This window comes from Acetomicrobium sp. S15 = DSM 107314 (genome assembly GCF_016125955.1).
Taxonomy (GTDB): Bacteria; Synergistota; Synergistia; order Synergistales; family Thermosynergistaceae; genus Thermosynergistes; species Thermosynergistes pyruvativorans.
Genome location: NZ_JADEVE010000191.1, coordinates 37,099 through 56,913, shown reverse-complemented (window position 1 = coordinate 56,913; position 19,815 = coordinate 37,099). Strand labels below are relative to the sequence as shown.

Annotated in this window: 20 protein-coding genes; 4 read left to right on the top strand and 16 right to left on the bottom strand. The window is 45.4% G+C overall.

Features of this window, described 5'->3' with window-relative positions:
* Positions 1-383: 383 nt before the first annotated feature.
* Genes EZM41_RS05755 through EZM41_RS05745 form a run of 3 tightly spaced genes read right to left on the bottom strand, consistent with a single transcriptional unit; the run spans position 384 to position 3,133 of the window.
* A complete protein-coding gene (locus EZM41_RS05755; protein ID WP_198470182.1) occupies positions 384-1,838 on the bottom strand; it encodes a sodium:solute symporter family protein in 1,455 nt (484 codons plus the stop codon).
* A 3-nt stretch (positions 1,839-1,841) separates the two neighbouring features.
* The gene (locus EZM41_RS05750) at positions 1,842-2,051 is read right to left on the bottom strand and encodes a hypothetical protein (protein WP_198470181.1); all 210 of its coding nucleotides are present in this window, start codon (positions 2,049-2,051) and stop codon (positions 1,842-1,844) included.
* Positions 2,048-3,133: a M42 family metallopeptidase gene (locus EZM41_RS05745; protein WP_198470180.1), complete on the bottom strand. Its 1,086-nt coding sequence runs from the start codon at positions 3,131-3,133 to the stop codon at positions 2,048-2,050. Before EZM41_RS05745 ends, EZM41_RS05750 begins: the two co-directional genes overlap by 4 nt.
* 115 nt (positions 3,134-3,248) lie before the next feature.
* On the opposite strand from EZM41_RS05745, the gene EZM41_RS05740 reads away from it, so the two are divergent.
* Positions 3,249-3,920 (top strand): NAD(P)H-dependent oxidoreductase, encoded by a 672-nt coding sequence (locus tag EZM41_RS05740; RefSeq protein ID WP_198470179.1) that lies wholly within the window; start codon positions 3,249-3,251, stop codon positions 3,918-3,920.
* A 294-nt stretch (positions 3,921-4,214) separates the two neighbouring features.
* On the opposite strand, the gene EZM41_RS05735 is transcribed toward EZM41_RS05740, so the two are convergent.
* From EZM41_RS05735 to EZM41_RS05705, 7 genes are all read right to left on the bottom strand, one after another.
* Complete coding sequence (locus EZM41_RS05735) at positions 4,215-5,108, bottom strand: nitrilase-related carbon-nitrogen hydrolase (RefSeq protein WP_198470178.1); 894 nt, start codon at positions 5,106-5,108, stop codon at positions 4,215-4,217.
* Positions 5,109-5,157: 49 nt separating this feature from the next.
* The gene (locus tag EZM41_RS05730; protein WP_198470177.1) at positions 5,158-6,636 is read right to left on the bottom strand and encodes a sodium:solute symporter family protein; all 1,479 of its coding nucleotides are present in this window, start codon (positions 6,634-6,636) and stop codon (positions 5,158-5,160) included.
* Positions 6,637-6,811: 175 nt separating this feature from the next.
* Positions 6,812-7,615 (bottom strand): CoA-transferase subunit beta, encoded by an 804-nt coding sequence (locus tag EZM41_RS05725; protein WP_198470176.1) that lies wholly within the window; start codon positions 7,613-7,615, stop codon positions 6,812-6,814.
* A 26-nt stretch (positions 7,616-7,641) separates the two neighbouring features.
* Positions 7,642-8,556: a CoA transferase subunit A gene (locus tag EZM41_RS05720; protein ID WP_198470175.1), complete on the bottom strand. Its 915-nt coding sequence runs from the start codon at positions 8,554-8,556 to the stop codon at positions 7,642-7,644.
* The gene (locus tag EZM41_RS05715; RefSeq protein ID WP_198470174.1) at positions 8,553-8,966 is read right to left on the bottom strand and encodes a VOC family protein; all 414 of its coding nucleotides are present in this window, start codon (positions 8,964-8,966) and stop codon (positions 8,553-8,555) included. The genes EZM41_RS05720 and EZM41_RS05715 overlap by 4 nt, the downstream gene beginning before the upstream one ends.
* A 24-nt stretch (positions 8,967-8,990) precedes the next feature.
* Positions 8,991-9,305, bottom strand: a complete 315-nt coding sequence (locus tag EZM41_RS05710; RefSeq protein WP_198470173.1) for a Zn-ribbon domain-containing OB-fold protein — start codon at positions 9,303-9,305, stop codon at positions 8,991-8,993.
* Between the two features lie 15 nt (positions 9,306-9,320).
* A complete protein-coding gene (locus EZM41_RS05705; RefSeq protein ID WP_198470172.1) occupies positions 9,321-10,481 on the bottom strand; it encodes a thiolase domain-containing protein in 1,161 nt (386 codons plus the stop codon).
* Positions 10,482-10,742: 261 nt separating this feature from the next.
* Here EZM41_RS05705 and EZM41_RS05700 point away from each other — a divergent pair, with 261 nt between their 5' ends.
* Both EZM41_RS05700 and EZM41_RS05695 read left to right on the top strand, forming a co-directional pair.
* Positions 10,743-12,398, top strand: coding sequence for a sensor histidine kinase (locus EZM41_RS05700; RefSeq protein WP_198470171.1), 1,656 nt, complete (start codon positions 10,743-10,745; stop codon positions 12,396-12,398).
* A gap of 359 nt (positions 12,399-12,757) precedes the next feature.
* Positions 12,758-13,429, top strand: coding sequence for a response regulator (locus tag EZM41_RS05695; protein ID WP_198470170.1), 672 nt, complete (start codon positions 12,758-12,760; stop codon positions 13,427-13,429).
* Between the two features lie 210 nt (positions 13,430-13,639).
* On the opposite strand, the gene EZM41_RS05690 is transcribed toward EZM41_RS05695, so the two are convergent.
* Positions 13,640-13,873 (bottom strand): hypothetical protein, encoded by a 234-nt coding sequence (locus tag EZM41_RS05690; protein ID WP_198470169.1) that lies wholly within the window; start codon positions 13,871-13,873, stop codon positions 13,640-13,642.
* Between the two features lie 206 nt (positions 13,874-14,079).
* Here EZM41_RS05690 and EZM41_RS05685 point away from each other — a divergent pair, with 206 nt between their 5' ends.
* Positions 14,080-14,898 (top strand): dienelactone hydrolase family protein, encoded by an 819-nt coding sequence (locus EZM41_RS05685; protein WP_232619113.1) that lies wholly within the window; start codon positions 14,080-14,082, stop codon positions 14,896-14,898.
* 66 nt (positions 14,899-14,964) lie between these two features.
* On the opposite strand, the gene iolB is transcribed toward EZM41_RS05685, so the two are convergent.
* From iolB to EZM41_RS14335, 5 genes are all read right to left on the bottom strand, one after another.
* Positions 14,965-15,771: a 5-deoxy-glucuronate isomerase gene (gene iolB / locus EZM41_RS05680; protein ID WP_198470168.1), complete on the bottom strand. Its 807-nt coding sequence runs from the start codon at positions 15,769-15,771 to the stop codon at positions 14,965-14,967.
* 74 nt (positions 15,772-15,845) lie between these two features.
* A complete protein-coding gene (locus EZM41_RS05675) occupies positions 15,846-17,138 on the bottom strand; it encodes a TRAP transporter large permease (RefSeq protein ID WP_198470167.1) in 1,293 nt (430 codons plus the stop codon).
* Between the two features lie 5 nt (positions 17,139-17,143).
* Positions 17,144-17,641, bottom strand: coding sequence for a TRAP transporter small permease subunit (locus tag EZM41_RS05670; protein WP_198470166.1), 498 nt, complete (start codon positions 17,639-17,641; stop codon positions 17,144-17,146).
* Between the two features lie 108 nt (positions 17,642-17,749).
* Positions 17,750-18,814, bottom strand: coding sequence for a TRAP transporter substrate-binding protein DctP (gene dctP, locus EZM41_RS05665; RefSeq protein WP_198470165.1), 1,065 nt, complete (start codon positions 18,812-18,814; stop codon positions 17,750-17,752).
* Between the two features lie 73 nt (positions 18,815-18,887).
* Positions 18,888-19,790, bottom strand: a complete 903-nt coding sequence (locus EZM41_RS14335; protein WP_342449248.1) for an NAD(P)-dependent oxidoreductase — start codon at positions 19,788-19,790, stop codon at positions 18,888-18,890.
* Positions 19,791-19,815: the final 25 nt, after the last annotated feature.

The window sequence follows — 19,815 nt, the reverse complement described above, 5'->3', positions numbered from 1 at the left end:
TTTGTTTGAGGGTTTAATATAAGTACTCTATACAATACAAATTGGAAATAAGATTGCCCTTAAAGAGATTTCTTCAGGCGAAAATGTTATCGAATACTATAGACCTATCGGAATAGCCACTTCTAATATCAAAACAGGCGAACTTGTGCGTATACACAACATTGACGCGGTCGCCCCCCCCGCGGGGGCGTGGATTGAAACCAGATTCCCCGGCCTTTATAAATTCAAGTATATTGTCGCCCCCCACGCGGGGGCGTGGATTGAAACCTTGTGTCGGATGCGGGCTGCTATAGGCGCGTTGGTCGCCCCCATGCAGATGAAGCATATACTGAAGGCGAACTTAAAACAGATTGCCTTTCAGAGGGAAGCTTTCCCCATCGCGTTTACGGTTTGCGTTTTAAGTGAGGGAAGAAGCGCCCTATCGCCTTCTGCTGCGATCCAGTGTAATAGCTCACGATTAAAAAGACGACGAAGTTTGCGGCCAACCCCCAAGCGCCAGCGTGTATCCCCATGGGATGAGACTTGGCCACAGACAAAGCAGTAGTGACGGCAAAACCCGTCAAAAGCCCGGAGAGCGCTCCCGCGCGCGTGGCCCAGCGCCAGAACAACACGCCCATCAGGGCGGGGAACGATTGGCCCAAAAATCCGTAGCCTATAAGCGTGACGTATACAAGACTTGCCGGCCTTAAGAGTGCCAGAGGCAAAACGATGCAGAGCGCTACTACCACGGTAAGGGTCCGCGCAATTTTAGCGCATTGCTCCTTTGAGAGCTTGGCGACGGGGGATATCACGTCGACAGCATAGGTCAAGGCAGTAACGTGGAGGCACGGCTCCGCCGATGACATGGCGGCAGCCAAAACGCCCGCCCCGAGGAGACCCGCAAGGATCGGAGGAAGGTAGGCGTTTGCCACGGCAAGCGCGGCCTGGTCGGGCACCTTGAGCCCTGGGATTAATGTTATGGCCGCAAAGCCGAGGGAGAGCGTAGGGATTAAGATGAAGAGAAACAACGGCATGAGTGCTATAGACCTGCGAAGGATCTTTAAGTCCTTTGCCCCCATCCACCACACCCAGCCTGTGGGCCATACGGACAGGGTCGAAACTATTACGGAACTGCTGAAAAAACGATATGACCACGCGCCCATGGGCCCGGGCAGCGTCAAATGCTTTGGGGAACTCTCCGCCAGCGAGCGAAAGATCTCGCCGAACCACCACGAGCCGAAGGCGGCTTTCGCCACCCAGATGCCAGCGACCCAAGCCATCACAAACATGAGGATTCCCTGAAAGACGTTGGTCCACCCTATGGCCCTCATGCCGCCTATGAAGATATAAGCTGCCATGCTCGCCATCACTATGGAAGTTCCTAAACCCATGGAGAGACACCCGCCGCTAACGGCGTTTAAGACGTAGGCGCACCCCATGGCCTGAGTTACGGCATAGGCTATGAGACCAAAGGACGTTACTACGGCAAAAGCAGCGCCCAAAAACGGGCTTTCGTAGCGCTCAGCCACGGCTTGGGCCTGAGTGAGATGCCCCATGCGAAATCCCATTTCCCACACCTTGGGTGCCACGTGAAAAGCTATTATTTCCTGCAACGCCACGTAGATTACGAGATAACATATTGCCACTCCGTGGACATAGGCGAAACCCGGAGCCCCCAACATGGAAAAGGCGCTTATGATCCCGGCGGCGTTCAAGAAATACATAACCATAAAGCCCATAGTATGACCCGCCAAACCCCACTCTTCCACCTTTGACATGATGCGCCCTCTGGCGGAGGTCACGCCTATCGCTATAGCCACGCCCACATACCCGAGTGTGATCCAAAATTGAATCGGCATGCGCTAATCCCCCCTAATGTCAGCCAAAAACAACACAACGGCAGTCGCTATAGCCACGAAGAAGCTCCAGACCTCAAGCAGTGGCAACCCCAAAAATAACACGGGCCTGTTGAAGATCGCTATGACGGGCCAAAGGCCGCACAGCACCAGGACTGCGTACATGATGAAGAACGCCCTGCTTCTTGCGCCTCTTGATCTTGATCCCGCATTCATCGAAGTTTTACCCCCTCGAGCAATCTCTCGGTTAAACCCAAAGCCAACTGCGTGGCGGATATAATGTCGTTCAGGTCTACCAACTCCACGGGCGAATGGGCATAACGCCTGGGAATGCCTATAGTTCCTACGGGCACTCCTTCCCCTGACGTCTTTATGGCAGACGAGTCTGTGGCAGCCACCGGGAGTATGGCAAGCTGATAAAGTATGCCCTTCTTGTCCGCCACATCCCGCAGTAGCCGCTTAATCGGTTCAGCCATTATCTCGCCCATGCTCACCCCGCCGCTCATGACGGGTATCACCACCCCACCCCCGAGACGGGCGTTTATATCCTTGGTCATGCTGGCGTCGGGCGTGTCTCCAGAGGGGACGGTATCCAGCACAAAGGCGCAATCGGGGCGCACCGCCGCGGCCGCTGCGACAGCCCCCCTGCACCCCACCTCCTCTTGAGCGGTGAAGGCTAAAACGACTTCGGCCGACGAGGGGTAGCCGCTAAAATCTTGACACGACAGAAGCTCGGCCAAAAGCAAAAGGGCGGCGCAGCCTGCTCTGTCGTCAACGGCTTTAGCTATGACTCTGTCGGGGTTTCCCGTCGGGGAAAAAGCCGTCGCGAAGGATATGGGGTCTCCAACCTCTATGCCAAGATCAGATATCTCCTTTGAGCTGCAAACCCCCACGTCCACATACATGTCCCTCGCGCTATGAGGCTTATCCGAACCTTCCATCAGGTAACCGGGCCTCGTGCCGATGGTGCCGTTTATCCCCTTTATCCTGACGGGCGTTCTCGGAAGGAAAGCGTCTGGGATAACCCCCACCTTCTCGAACCTGATAAAACCATCTGGCTCTACGCCCTTCACCATCAAACCCACCTCGTCCATGTGGGCACAAAACATCAACTTGAGCGAGGGCTCGCCGTTACCTAAGCGAAGGCTGGCAAGCACGTTTCCCATGACGTCTCTCCTTACGCCCACAGATAACCGCGAAAGGCGGGAGCTTATATAATCTGCCACCGGTTTCTCAAACCCCGAAACGCCGTCGATAGAAACGAGATCCTTCAAAACAGACACCGCTTTCGCCTTCATGATTTCTCACTTCCTTGTGCGTAGAGCTAAACGTCGGATTCAAAATCGAGAGATTATAATAAGAATACACCCTGCCGTGTAGATGTCGAGTATACCAACGAGGAGATGAAGATACGTGAAGATATTGTGCATTTCAGGAAGCCCGAGGGGTGAACACAGCAACACATTTAGACTCGTTAAAGAGGCAGTCGCGGGGATCACCACCGCCGAACGAGGCGTTTCCGTAGAATACATACACCTCGGGAGTCTAAGGATGGAATTCTGCACGGGATGCGGCACCTGCCACCGGAAGCTCCTCTTCTGTCCGCTAAAAGATGACGTTGCGCCGGTGCTACACTCTATGCAGGAAGCCGATGCAATCGTCCTCGCATCGCCTGTCTATATAAACCATGTGACGGCACAGCTCAAGGCGCTTTTGGACCGCTCAAGCCCGTTTATCCACTGCCAAATGTTAACCGGCAAATACGGAGCCGCTTTTGCCACTTCTGGAGGCGGCCCTCATGCCATGGTCTTGGACTACTTGAAGGAATATCTCGTAAGTTGCGGCGTCCAATATGTGGGCGGCGTCTCCGGCCCGATGTCTCGCTTCGATACATTAAAGGAAGAAGCAAGGATCTTAGGGGCAGATCTCGCCAAAGCAGTAAAAAGTCACATAGCATATCCCGACCAGTTATCCTATATGGAAAAGCGGCGGGAGTTCTTCAAGAGCGTAATCTCTTCCAGGAAAGACGAATGGAAGGGCGAATATGCATATTATAATAAAAAAATAGCTGGATTTAAAACTTAGTTTATTGTATCATAAACTATGCAATATGATACTAAAAGCGTTAAATAAAAAAGCAACTCCAAAATACTTAGCGCTGCACTGAAAACCGCTGGAAGAAGTTTAAAGAAAAACTTATAGTGCCGGATTGAGAACTACTAAAGTCCGCAATTTCTCTATGGTACTTAGCCAAAAATAGGATAATACTACACATCGTAGTATTATCCTATTTTTGGCTAAAACAACATGATACTCACCCATTTTTTATTAGAAACTGAAATAAATAGAGGTTATTCCAACTATTACATTTCACACCTTTTATACTTTCTTAAATCTTGCTCTTACATGATTGCCTGGCTCAAACATGGACTTTCCTGGTTGCATCACATTGTAAACACCGAGGTTTCTATCTTCCAGATGATCAAAGGACTGAAGGCTTGTCATGCCGCCATAAACATATTTTAGAGCGTCTGGTTTAAGCACGCCATATACGATCTCTTCAGCGCATCTTCCTTGTGCTATCTTCCACCCGTTAGGAGATATAATCATGCTATGACCGAAATAAAAGTTGCCTCCCTTATCAGCCCCAACGGCATTAACAGCCATCACATAAGCGTGATTATCATAAGCCCTGCCAAAGTTGGTGGCCCACCAGTGGTCGAAAGTGCGAAGAAACGCAGATGGACGAACTATCACTTCAGCTCCCTTAAGTGCCAGCGTTGTAGAAAGATCTGGAAAGTCACCATCGTAGCAGATAATTATACCTATATTAGCCAGGTCCGTCTCATAGACATTGACACTACTGCCAGGAGTAGTCCACCCGCCGAACTGAGCCATCTCACCAGGGAATGGATGGGTTTTGCGATATATACCGACAATCTCACCCGTTCTGTCTATTAAAACAGCACTATTATAAATAACACCCTCTTCTTCACCGCGTTCATAGGTGGGCCATACCACATAGACATTATGTTTGGCTGCAGCTGCTTGGATCCCCTCGGTTGTTCGGCCAGGAATATAGTCAACCAAATCCCATAGCGCTTTCCTAGGCAAACCTGTGTCAAATCCAGTAGTAGCTGTCTCTGGGAAAACAACCAGCTCTGCATTGAGCTCTATAGCTTTGGGTATCCATTCAAGTGCTCTATTTATATTTACGTCTACCTGGTTTTGCACTGGAGCAATTTGTATACCTGCAACAACAAACTCTTTCACCTAAACACCTCCTATCTATCCTTCCATTGAAATAAAAAGCATTTAGTTCTCAATAGCCAAAGAGTTTAACCAGATATTCCTTGGGCTGTGGCTTAGTGACCAAGGAAATTATAATTATGAGAGGGAACGATACTATGCACCCAATGCCGAGAGCAGTATAAGGATGGAGATGGAGGCCAAAAAGGACATACAAATAGACAATAATGCTTGCTATCATTGATATAGCAGAGGCTTTTGCGTTAACACGTCGCCATACTGCGCCTAAAATCACGCTAGGACTTACAGCACAGCTTATCCCACCGAGGCCCGACCAAATCAAGGCAGTAAGGTAAGGAGGCGGTGGGATGGCAATTGCAACACCAGCCAATGTTACGATGACGATCAATATCCTACTCATTAAAAGAGCCTGTTTGTCCAGGCGAGCTGGATCGACAGTCTTAAATAGCTTAGGAGCTATGATATCTCTATATAGGTCTACAATCACGGCATTTGATATAGCAAGGTAAAGCGCTCCTGCACTAGACATGATTGCCGCAAGCATTCCTATGACGATAAAAGCTGCAACTGGAGCTGGGAGGCGCTGAACAAGAAGCTCAGGGAGTGCACGATCTGGAGCTTTCATAAATGCATCTCCCAGGGCGGCCCTAGCGCCAATGCCCCCAAGCATCATAAAGCTCATTATAAACATCAGCACAAAACCGGCGATTGCGACTTTCGGAAGATTATTCTTATCTTTAATAGAAAAGAAGTTTTTGCACATCTGTGGTGACATCGCCCCAAGTCCAAGCCCTATACAAATAGAAATAGCAGGAAATGGCGCAAAAAGCGGACTTATTGTGCTAAAAATATTATCCCACCCTAGTGCCGGGTTTTGCGCCACAATAGCTTCGTTTACACCATGTACGCCCCCTGGCACAGCGAAGAAGAAGGCCACAAACAAAACGATGATAGCTCCCACAACCATTATAGTGGCCTGATATGCTTGATTCAATAGACTAGAATGGCTCCCTCCGAGGACTACATATAGAGCCGTTACACCAGCAGCTATATAGACCCCCCATACATAAGGTATTCCAAGGGCCGTTTCAAACAGCCATCCCAAGCCAACGAATTGCCCTGCAACATAATATATATTCAATATTACTATTAAAGATGCTACAGTCTTTACTAGATCACTATTGAAGCGCTTGCCCAAAAAATCACTTGGGGTTTTGGCATTTACTCTTGCCCCTACTCGCCACATGCCAAACATAGATATGGCCCATCCGAGTCCTGAAAAGGCATATCCCATAACATACCACAAGGCTGGAAAACCGATGCCATAACCCATGCCAGGCTGTCCAAGAAACGCAGCTGCGCTACACCATGCTGCTACAGTAGCCATAGAGATTATGAACCAACCATAGCTTCGAGCCGCAGTAGAAAAGTCTGCCAATGTTTTTGTTTTGAGATATGCTCTCCAGGTAAAGTAGCCTACTCCGACTAAGTACAAAACCATGAATATCCATGACCACATCCTTACTGGCATCTATTCAACCTCCTCCCTAACTCATTCAGCCTCTGTATAGATGGCACTCTTTGAAAACCTATAAACAACTACCGTCTGAACAATAGACCAGAATATCCACCATCCTATGAAGAGCATCATCATCTTTCCCATGATCTCCAACACTCCTTTCTAAAAACTTCTCACCTTCGAAAGGCTATCTTGATGTAAATAACCCCTCCTTATCTATTTCTCTAATGATCCGCACTTCCTCCTCATAAGGCGGCTCGACTTCTTGCAGGTTTGAAGAGATCTTCAGATCCCAGCTTGTATTCTCTTTGACTTGTTCAGCGGTTACGCCTTTATATGTTGCAGCTAAATACATCTCTTTGGTATCGGGGTCAAACCTCAATATTCCAAGAGTAGACACAACGGCTTCCGGCCCACCCCACTTAAGTCCATGAGCTTCCCTTGAGCCCGGTCCCTCAAGGTATCCAGGAGAGGTAATGCAATCTACTTTCTCACAGAACCTTCGTTTATCATGAGGTGCCATTATAATTAGAACCCTATTCGCAAACATAGCAATTTCTGCTGCACCACCAGAGCCGGGAAGCCAGACCTTGGGCTTATCCCAACTTCCTATTATTGTAGAATTAAGGTTGCCGTACTTATCCACCTGCGCTCCCCCAAGGAACCCTACGTCCATCTTGCGTTGAGTCAAAAATATGCCATTAATCTCTAAAAGCTCACATTGATAAACTGCCCCAGGAAAGATCCTAGGATCCGCAACGAAACGAGGCAATGGAGATTTCCCTCTTATTTCGTCGTCGGGAAACTCAGCACCAACTATTCCAGACTCCAAGCATATTTGAATGTTTGGAGCATGAGTGCGTTTTGCGACAATCGAAGCTAGAAGTGGAAGTCCAGCGCCAGCAAAGACTCGTTCTCCGTCTTTAACTTCACGGGCGGCTGCCACGCACATCATTTCTGTAAGGCTATAATCCATGCTATATTTCGTCATAATTTCTCCTCCTCGCTTAATTAGAATCAGTAAAGAAGAACACTACTTGCTTTTATCTCGTTCCTTTTATCTTGGGTTAATACCTTATTTAAAAAATCTTCCCACGTATTACAGCCAAAAACATACTCATCAAGATATGCTCTGAATGTAGTCTCCTCTTTCGATTGTTCAAAGTAGTATTTAATCCAATCCCAATCGTAGTCGTAATATCCTTGACAAGCAGTTGGGTAAGCCCCAAAGGGTACTTCTACTACATGTTTCACAAAAGCGCCAGGTATCACAACTTCGTGCATGTGTTGCCTCGTATATTCAACCGGCACTATTTCTTCACATGTGATAATAGTAGTTTTAGCTGCAAACGCACTGGAGCGAGCATAACCTAAAGGTCCAGTAATCATCGCATTCCCATCTACATCAGCTTTCTGTACGTGAATAATGGCAACATCTAAAGAAAAGGTGGGTAATACGGGAACATCTTCACCCGTGAAGGGGCATTTTATCATCTTGACTTTATTCTCCCCATGATACCCCCTAAGCCTAAAATGGTCGGATGACTGAAATCCAGGGAATGGGACGAAACTCCATCCATAAGCCGCACCGATGAGGCGCCATGCAATGGCTAGATTAGAATAATATTCCACTTTAAGTTTCCCTTCCTCGATTTTCCTCCTCATGGGATAGGACGAAAAACTCCCATGAGGCCAACCTTCCGCTCCAGTCCAACCGTTATCGAGCATAGAGACACAGTCAGCCCCTATTAACATGTCTGCTTGTATTTCTATGCTTCCCAGGGTGCACAAACCCTGTACTTGCTGTTTTATAATCTCATGCACACACGCCATAGGTGTCCTGTTATAACCAAAGCCATCAACAAAGACCGTCATGCCGTCCTTCACTTCACTGATAGCACTCTTAAGATCTGTAACCTTTTTACTATTCATACTATTTCGCTACCTCCTTCTTTTAATTCTATCGAGACATTATTAGCCCCTTCTTTTTTCAAAAAGGCAACTTTTGCACCAGCTCCACCTAATTGCGGGGTCTCGTCCTGTAACGGGATGCCCTGTTCCTTCAATTCACGCAAGCTTTTTTCAATGTCATCTACTTTAAAAGCAATATGGTCGATTCCTTCGCCGTAGTTTTCAAGCTGCTCTTTTAATCGCCCCGGTCCTATAGGCTCTATCAATTCGACCAAGACTCCACCACTTACAGGCAAAAAGGCAATTTTTACCTTATACGCTTCATTTTCCTCTATCAGTGCTGGCTTTAACCCCATAACAGAATATACTTTCATAGCACTATCAATATTTTTTACCAATATACCAATATGATCTATACCTAATAGTTTCATCTCAAAAACTCCTTTTAGCCAAGGCTACTTAAAAACAAAACTACTACCCGCTATTTCTTGGAAGGCTACCCTTTGTCCTATCTGTGGTTTGGTTTCACCGCTCCATGAGGCTGATACAAGGGTACCTTCGTCAAGTTTAACTACTACCACTGTGTATGGAACCTTGTCCTCGAAACCTTCAGGAGGAACATGAATGGTGGTAAAGGTATAAATCTCGCCAGCTCCCTGTGACTCTATCGGAACAATATTGGATGAGCTACATTTGGGGCAAAGGATAGTCTTATAAGGTGTAAAACAGCTACACTCCTCACACTTAAAACCATTTAGCAGCGCCACCATAATCACCCACCTCTCTTAAAAATTCCTCGAAAGAATCGTTATGGCACATACAGCACCTGTACCGCCCAAGTTATGAGCAAGCCCTATCTTAGGATTATCAAGTTGATTTGGATGCTCTCCACGCAACTGCTTACAGACCTCGTATATTTGCCCAAGACCCGTAGCACCGACTGGGTGACCCTTGGACAAAAGGCCACCGCTCGGGTTAATAGGTAGCTTGCCATCGATTTGAGTCAATCCCTTTTCGAGCGCTAAGCCTCCTTCCCCCTTCTCAAAAAATCCTAAGTCTTCTGAGTCTATGATCTCCGCAATAGTGAAGCAATCATGCAATTCCACAAAATTGATGTCCTTTGTAGATAATCCAGCAGTCGAAAATGCTTTTTTAGCCGCCTCTACCGTTGCCGGAAAACTCACCATGTCACTCATCATATCAATAGATGCGTTACCTATTGACACCTCGCAACTTAAAATGGAAATCGCTTTAGTTGATAACTTTCTTGCCATTTCCGTAGGGCATATTATTGCCGCCGCTGCTCCATCACTTATAGGACAACAATCATACAGAACGAACGGTTCCGTAACCGGTTTAGCTCCCAGTATTTTCTCCATAGCTACCTCTGCCCTAAATTGAGCAAGGGGGTTTTTTACTCCATTTTTCCTATTTTTAATGGAGACCATTGCGATCTGTTCTCTCGTAGTACCGAACTCGTGCATGTGTCGTCTCGCCATCATGGCAAAGACACCCGGGAAAGTAAGTCCACAAGAACCCTCTTTGGATTGATCTAAGGCAGAAGCCAACGCAGCTGTTACCTTACTTGTGCTAGCAGAAGTCATCTTCTCGACACCAACTGTAAGGACTAATTCGTGTACACCGTTAGCTACAGCTAACACGCCCTCCCTGAAGGCGAGGGTAGCCGAAGAGCAGGCCCCTTCTGCTTTAATAGAAGGAATTGCCCTCATGCCTAAACGATTAGCCACTAGTGGTCCCAAAATTTCCTGACCAGTTAAAATACCGCTAGTAAAATTACCAAGATAGAGAGCTTCGATTTTTTTCGGGTGGATTTCAGCATCCCCTAATGCTTGAATAGAAGCCTCAACGGCAAGGTCAACGGGGCCTTTCCCCTCAAGTTTAGAGAAGGGGGTAGATCCTATACCTATGATACTTACTGGTCTCAATTCAATCCCTCCCATTAAAAACGTGGATGTTCATATTCTGGTAGTGGTTCTCAAATTTAGCCATTCCCCAAAATCATGATTTAATCATTACCCAAATGGGTAGAACATATTAGGCCTGAAATAATAGCGATGTGTATTAACATAGCATAGAGAGGATCAAAAGCTCATGGATTCGAGACCTCATAACATTGGGTCAATCGATGTTTCGCAGTCAGGAACAAGAGCTTGACAAAAGCTAATTAGATTGTTATATATGTAAATATGAGGAAATACGAAAAGTATACAGAAGATTGGCTAATTAAATTATTATCTTCGCATAAAAATAGTATAGTAGAATGGGTAATCCAATATTTACAGAACTCACCCGCGGCAACCCCTGATTATGCAGCCTTTCTCGCCGGAAAGGAGGGACGCAAGCGGGTTTCCATCTATGTAAGGTTATCAATAGCTTCCATAAAGGACCCGACGCCGTTTTTCGAAGATCAAAAGACCATAGGAAGACTTCGCGCAGAACAAGGATATCCTCTCTCAGGAGTTTTAGACGTATCCGTTCAAACAAAAAGAGCTATATGGGATATTATTTTATCAAATATATGTGCATACGGCAAATCTGAATATTTAACTCATCAAACCAAGGTTTATGTTCCTTTGAGCCTTATGCTGATCTTGCAAAAGTTAGAGAATGCACTTGATGCTTCAAGAGTTATACTTGCTATGGGTTATATTGATTCGTACGAAGCAAAAGTGCTTATTCAGAAAAAATATCTACAATCTGTTTATCAAGTATCTACATCTGCATTTTCATCAAATGATTTATCAAGAGTTATATCTGAAGTCACTAACAGGTCTAAAGATATATTTGAAGCTTACGACTGCGGTTTTGTATCATATAATCCAAAGTACGAGTATAGTATTAGTAACAATACTGCATTTAGTGCTTTGACCTATAGAGTTAAGGGTAAAATTCAACAGCTTGCAGATTCTTCTACGCCAAAAATCATAAAAGTCATAACGAGAGAGGCTTTGAAAGGGCGTTTAGAAAAGTGGATTATAATCAAAATAAGCATCTATGACGAAGACGTTGGATTATTGTACATTAGGTGCCCACGATTGCCCTTAGGACCTGACAAATTAAATCTACTTCGAAGCTTTGCTAATGCTTTAAGTAGTGCTATCGCAAATGTCCGGTTATTCAAAACTATGGCCGAAAAGGAGAAGCTTTCAAAGGAACTCACAATAAGAACTATCAATGCGCGTGAAGAGGAAAGAAGGCTATTGGCTGCAGAGCTTCATGATAGTCCACTACAACTTCTTTCCGCAACCTCATACCTCTTAGAGGCTTGTGAAGAAGCATTATCTGCACATAATCAAGAACTCATAGAAAATGTCAAAGCAACTAAGGATAGCATCAAAGAAGCTATAAAAGCTATGCGGCGTATTGTTAACAATTTACGTCCACCCTTATTGGACGACCTTGGCGTAGTCGCAGCGATTAGAAAACTAGCAGAAGGTTCTGTCTCCGAAAGCAAGCTTCGCATAAATATTCATGTGCGCGGATCGCAGCGCAGGCTTCCCTCTCGCTATGAGCTCGTCATATACAGGGTTGTCCAAGAAGCTCTAAACAACATAAACCGACATTCTAATGCCTCAGAAGCAAAAATATCTCTTCGCTTCTATAAATCCTTTGTGGGGATAGTGGTCCAGGATAACGGAGTCGGCTTTCCCATGGATAAAGACCCACAATATCTGGAAAGGCAAGATAAGTATGGCCTTATCGGGATGAGCGAGAGAGTTAATAGTATAAATGGCAGAATGCGCATCAAGTCTAAGCCTGGAAAGGGTACTACAATATGGGCCATTATTCCATTGGAACCAGTTATACAAGCAAACTCACAGTTTAGTGTACAGTTAACATAGGAAAATTTCTATCTAAATTAAAATAAATTAAAATAAGCGGAACAAAAACATCTAATTATAACAACTGATTCTACTTCTTGCTTCAATGTTTGGATAGTAGATAAAATTTGCGATGCAAGAGTCGCGGATCGGAAGCCTGAGTTAGTTATATCTGTGGATCTTTTATAACATGTTTAATTGCGATAACATGTGATTAATCTTTTGTTCATAATTACTACCATATAATATTAAGCCATCTAAAGAACTGATCTAAGCATATCAGCTAAAAAATGCAAAGCTTATTTTCATCACATTTGTTAGGCTCAAGATCTGACTGGGTCAAGCTCAGGTTCCTACATATTATATTTGGAGGCAATAAAATGATAGAGAATAAGGAAAGTCATCCTATCAAAGTAGTCATAGTTGACGATCATCCTATAGTTCGCAAAGGTCTAAAAGCCTTACTTAAATCAGAAAAAAGCATAAAAGTAGTAGCAGATTGCTCCAATGGAACCTCTGCTATAAGTTGCTGCAAAAACTTCAATCCAGATATAATACTTCTTGACATTAAAATGCCTGATTGTATGGGATATGATATAATTAGTAATATCAAAAAGATATCACCTCAAACTAAAATAGTGATATTAACCGCATATGACGATAAACAATATGTAGAACAATCAATAAAAGCAGGGGCAAATGGATTTGTTTTAAAAGATATTAATAAGCAAGAGCTAATAAAGGTTATTAGGATTGTTAACTCTGGAAAAACTTTTATTAGTCCAAATATAGCAAGAATAGTAATAAATAGTGTATTAAAAGATGTTAATGAAACATATATTGAGAGTTTAACTTCAAGAGAAATAGAAGTATTGCATTTGATGTCAAAAGGATTAACTAATGCTCAGATTGCCCAGGACCTTTATATAAGTTCTAATACGGCGAAAGCGCATGTGGCTTCCATAATCAAAAAGCTAGGTGCTTCAAGTAGAACTGATGCAGTCGTACGCGCCATTTCTTGTGGGTTAGTTGATGTAGATAAGAAGACATAGCTACGTGTCAATTTGCCTTTTTAGACTACCAAACAACGCAAAGGTAGCATGATGGTCATATTCTGTCTTTTATTATTTAAAGTTCTCTATGCCAATCTTACCAGACTACTTCCATATTTAGCAATCATCCGCCAAAATTGCCCTGCTTCCAACAGCCGCACCTCAGTGTACAATAATCATCGAGTGTATACGTGTCGAGTAAACTTCTCTTCATAATACCGGTAACCTTCGCAAAAACCTGAGCCGCCGGTTGAGTGCTTCCTCGTAGGCAGTACGCTGATCTTCGATCAGGTCGCTGAGCATGCCTGCGCACTGAAGAGTTAACTGAGCTGTCTCGGCACTATGCAGCAGGCTGATCGACACCTCAACCTGCGTCCCTTCGGGCAATGGCAGCTTCTCCCTCAGCTCAATGATCTTTCCCTTCGCAACGCCGAGATAAGACATGGATCATCACCTCTTTTCTAAATCCTGACAATTTTACCATGATTCCGCCTTCTGGATCTCCTTGCAACTTCACTTCTCTGTCACGCTTCAAGGGTGCAGTCGCTTCCAGTAAGGGCGAATACGCATACTGGAAAGAGAAGGGGTGGATTTGAGGGTTCCTTTGCCTTAAAATAAAATCGATTTGATCAAGGGAGAGGAGGAGTCTTATGAAGAAAAAGATCGCGATCGCCGCAGCGTTATCAGCCGCATATATCATCACCTCAAGCGCTGCTTATGCTACAACCGATGGGAGGGACAAGGCCATGAGGGCAGAAGCCTTCGAATACCGCGACGGAGATGTGGTCTGCGAAGGGTATATCGTCTATGACGAGACGATAAAGGAAAAGCGCCCAGGGGTGCTCGTGGTGCACGAGTGGACGGGACTCGGCGAGTATGAGAAAAGGCGTGCCAAAGAGATCGCAGAGATGGGATATGTGGCCCTGGCAGCTGACATATACGGCAAAGGGGTGAGGGCGCATACCCCAGAAGAGGCTTCAAGCCTCGCTACCAAATTCCGCTCCGATCGCGCCACCCTGCGCTCCCGTGCGAGGGCAGCGTTGGAGGCGCTAAAAAAGCATCCGCTCGTAGATCCAGCTAAAGTAGCAGCCATAGGCTACTGTTTTGGAGGCGGAACGGTCTTAGAGCTCGCCAGGAGCGGCGCAGAACTCTCAGGCGTGGTGAGTTTCCACGGAAATCTCGATACGCCGAACCCCGAAGACGCCAAAAACATAAACTGTAAGGTACTCGTTCTCCACGGGGCGGACGACCCCCTCGTCCCCCAAGAGCACATTTCAGCATTTCAGGAGGAGATGCGAAGCGGTGGCGTCGACTGGCAGATGGTTTTCTACGGCGGCACGGTCCACAGCTTCACCAATCCCGCCTCCGGCAACGACCCGTCGAAAGGCGTAGCGTATAACGAACGGGCAGACCGCAGATCTTGGGAGGCGATGAAAGTCTTCTTCGCCGAGCTCTTCGAGACTCGATAAGAGCTATCGCAAAAATATGGTGGGGAAAGCCGGCAAAAGCGCTCTCCCCACCTTCTTTCGTCACGCCTAACGCAGGACCTCGTGTATTAAGGCTTCCGCTCCCCTCTGCCAGACATGGAGAGGATCCTCATAGGGGGCCATAAATCGCGTTTTTCCCGACAAGATCCAGAGATAATAGAGAGAATAGCCGGGAGCGGCAACGACGGGGTGGTAGCCCTTAGGTATCATCACCGTATCGCCGTCGTTTATGACGTAAAGCTCGTCCAATTCCTTTCCGTCATAGATGCGCTGCACCCCGAAACCCCCTTGAGGCTTAATCCTAAAGTGATAGATCTCTTCCATCACTACTTCGACGGGGAAGTTTTCGGTATCGTGTTTGTGAGGCGGCCAGCCGGACCAATTCCCAGGAGCATTTATCGTTTCGCCTATAATCAATTTTTCTACCTTGTGACGACCGTCTATTATGTCTTTTACATCTCTGCGCCAGTTCCACACGCCCGCCGATTTGGCGCGCACGTCCTCAGGGGTAACGAGAAACGGCTCGCCTTGAATCGTCGCAGGTGCTGCAGCTATGGCAAGCTCTGATGGCAAAAGCATCCGTACGGATGCCTCAATGCCTGGTGGGACATAGAAAGCCCAGGCGTTGGAGGAAAATACATCCTTCCGATAGCCTGTGGAAAAGATTTTGCCGCCCACCTTAGCCTCAATTTGGCCCGAAAGGAGGACCGCCACCTTTTCCTCATCGGCCACAGGCAGGGAAAAGACATCTCCCGCCTTGCCCCTCAGAAGGGCGAAGCTTTCATATTCCATCTTTCCCTTTTCCACAACCGGAATCAACCCTTCTCCCTCCGGCCTTTTAACCAGGAACGACATAACCATCCCCCCTCCTTTTTTAAATAACCTCATCGGTCACAACTGGAAATTCCAGGCCACTTTCATTCATAGCATCAATGAAAGCCCAGCATAGTAGGCAGCCATAAGGTAATAATAGGCACATAAGTAATTAAAAGAAGCACCCCTATTTCTACCGCCAAGAACGGCAGCAAGGCTTTAGTCACACGTTCCATAGTGGTATTACATATCCCCATAACCACAAAAAGACAAGATCCAACTGGGGGTGTGATCTGTCCTATAATAAGATTCATTATAACTACAAATCCGAAGTGCAGAGGATCAATCCCCAAAGATGTAGCTATTGGGCTAAGTATCGGAGTGAGTATTACAATAGCAGCAGTTGTGTTCATAAAACATCCCACGATCAGGAGGAAAATATTAACCAACAGAAGAAATACAAGAGGATTATGCGAGAACTCTAAAATCAGATTGGCGATTCGTTGGGGTACCATTTCTACAGTTATCAGCCAGCCAAAAACGCTGGACCCAGCCAACACGAACATGACCACAGAAGTAACAACTGCCGTATCTAAAAGATGACGTACCAATGAGCGCACTTTCAATTTGCGAGTAACAAAAAGGCCAATTATCAAAGCATAACCAACCGCAGCAGCGGCTGCTTCCGTAGGAGTAAATATTCCGCTGAATATACCCCCTAATATTATTAACGGCATCAGCAAGGCAAGAAACGATCTGGCAAATATAACAACAAACTCTTTGAGGCTTACAAATCCTGTGCGCGTAGCTGAATAACCCTTCTTAATCGAAATAAAATATGCCACCACCATCTGCGTCAAACCTACCAAAATACCGGGTATTACCCCTGCCAAAAAGAGAGCCGCCACGGAAACTCGACCTTCGCACATAGCATAAATGACCATCGGTATACTAGGCGGAATAATAGGTCCTATTGTGGACGAGGCTACAGTTACTGCAGCGCTAAAGTCTGTTTCATAGCCGTCTTTTTCCATAGCTGGAATTAGAATAGAACCTATAGCAGCAGTATCAGCCGTAGGAGACCCCGTTATGCCAGCAAACAGCATGCTGGCCGCAATGTTTACATGCGCCAGGCCACCCCTAATATGCCCAACCAAGGCGTCAGCAAGCTCAAGCAGGGAATCTAAAATCCCGCTTTCTTCCATAAGCTTGGCCGCCAGAATAAAAAACGGCACCGCCAACAATGGAAAAGAATCAACAATGGAAAACATCCTCTGCGCCATTACAGCCCATGAGAATTTACCTGCTATAGCAAGATAGGTAGCCGAAGCCAAACCCAAAACAAACGCTATAGGTGCTCCAAATATCAAAAATGCTATAAAAGCTATACCAAGCCCCGTCAATGGCAAGATATTCACACCTCATCTTTCAGAAGAGATTTCGAATCCTCTTCTCCATTGGAGCCCTTCAGCATTACCCATAACAATTGAAACAGCATAAGGATAGCACCCAAAAAGAGAGCGCTATGTGGCCATGCCATGGAGATTCTCAGTGCTGGAGCCAACTGGAAGTGAAATTTCTTAAGCAGTAAAAAGCTAGAATAGGCGAACAATAATAAAAACAATACCATAAAAACACGCACTATAAATCTTACTTTTCTTTTTACACCACTGGGCAACATATCTATAAATATACTAACGGATACATGTTGTCCTCTCCGCAAGGCCTCGCTGGCTCCTATAAAACTCAAAGCGATAAACAAGAACCTGGACAATTCCTCACTCCATGAGAATCCCGTATTAAAGCCGTACCTTAAAACAACTTCGAGTATTACTATTACCACCATAACACCAGTCGCCAGTACAAGAAAACCTTGTGTAGTCAGCGTTACATACTTGTATACTTTCCGCACGATCAACGCTCCTTTCAAAAACGACAAACACACATATAGTTGATCTTGGGAGTGAAGAGTCCTCGTTTGTCTATCTACAAACGAGGACTCTTGTTTTGTCCTTGCATACTAAAAAACAAATTTTTTATATTCAGCTTCCACCTTTTCCTTGGCCTCCTCTACCGCACCCAATACGCCATTTATCCAGTCTTCAGATATGTTAGCTTTTAGCAACTCTATGCAAGGTTGCTGTGTAATTTTTCTAAATTGTTCGAGCTCGTCTTCCGTGGGTGCGTAGATTTGCAATCCTTCATTCCTCATTGCATCAATATCGATCTGCTCGCTTAGCTTGGTGACCCCTCGCACATTCACGACAGCATCTCTCATACAGCGCAATATAGTCTTCCTAATTTCATCTGGAAGAGATTTGAGATAAGATTCATTCATAACAGCAACTTGCATACCCATAGTATGGCCATCTAAGGTCATATATTTCTGAACTTCATGGAACTTGTAAGACCTTGTTACGCTGGCTGGATTTTCCTGGCCATCTACCGTGCCCAGCTGAAGAGCTAAATACACTTCTGTTATAGAGATCGGTGTAGCATGTGCACCCATAGCTTTAAACATTTCAATGAAAATTGGCGTATCCATTGTCCTAAACTTCAAACCTTTGACGTCACCTGGAGTCTTTATAGGTCTAACGCTGTTGGTTAAATGCCTAAAACCAAGGAGACTTATCCCACCAACAACTCTAAGCTCCAATTTTTTTGCCATCTCTTCGATAAATTTGATTCCAAACGGACCGTCAAGCACAGCTATGGCTTCATTATCTGAAGAAAATAGGTAGGGTATCGAAAAGATATCGGCCGGAGGGAAAAAACCGGAAAGGGCCGCTATATTAGTCGAAGCTATTTCAACAGTCCCCATCATGACTCCCTCAATTGTCTCCCTTTGGTTACCTAACTGCCCGCCAGGGAAAAGTTCGACCTTGACTTTTCCTTGAGACTGAGCCTCTACCAGTGTCTTGAAAACAAAACCAACACTATAGGGCGTATAGGTGACAGGATCCGCTGGACCAGTGGTGGCATACTTCAGGGTATAAGTCTTGTCTGCGGCGCCTGCTACGATGGGCATCAAGATAACAAGCACGAAAGTCAAAATAACAACACTAAACCTTTTACCCCTTTTCATTTCCCCACTCCCCCTTTTTGATGTTTATGTGTACTGTTACAATTTTACACAACATGGTTAATTAAACCTGAATTTAATGTGATTTTTGTGCTAATTTAGCCAAAACTTCGCGAAAATCGTTAGGAATTTCCCCTTTGTAGTCTTCTTTAAGGCCAAGATTGGCACTCCATTGAAGTTTATTTCTCGTCGCTTGGGACATGGTGAAATCGGCTCCTACATGTTGTAAAGTTCGTATCACTTCATCCATCTCGTGAGCTCGTCTTTGAGCGTGTATGGCATCTGTGGTGATCAACATATTTGCAAGGGTTGCAAAATCTTCCTGCATCATCTCACATACGGATTCGAAAACCGGCTCAAGGATCTCGTACTCATAAGCAGCCAAAAGAGATTCGATCAAAAGTGCCTCTATGCCTTTGGCCCATACGCTGCGGACCATCTTTAATGCTGATGCTTGACCAGGTTTATCCCCAATTTTTCTTATATTCATACCCCAAGTTGATAGGGCTTTCGCAAATATTTCAGCACCGTCGCCACACACTAAAATTTGAGATTTATATCCATAAAGCGAGATGCTACCCATGATAGCGCCATCCACGAACTTAGCCTCAGTCTCCATGATAAGGTTAGCTATCCGTTCTTTTACTTCAGGCGAGGTAGAATTGAGGTCAGCATAAATGTGATTCGGAGCGATAAACGGCAAAATTTGTTGCGCTGACTCAACAGCAACACTTGCAGAGGTGACACATATTATAATGTCTGAATTCTTTACAAGCTGCTCCGCATCTGATAAAAGCTCGATATCAGCTTCTTTTGCTCTACGTTTAATCATATCGCCGTATTGTTGAGTGTCTTGCATTTTATCGTATGCTACAATGTGAGGAAACCCTTCTTTGCGAAGCCCCTTAGCAAAAGCTGATCCTACTTGGCCAAATCCAATTAAGCCTAGTTTCATTTTTAAGGCCTCCGCACTATAGATAAATTTGTCTTATACAAACCGTTAC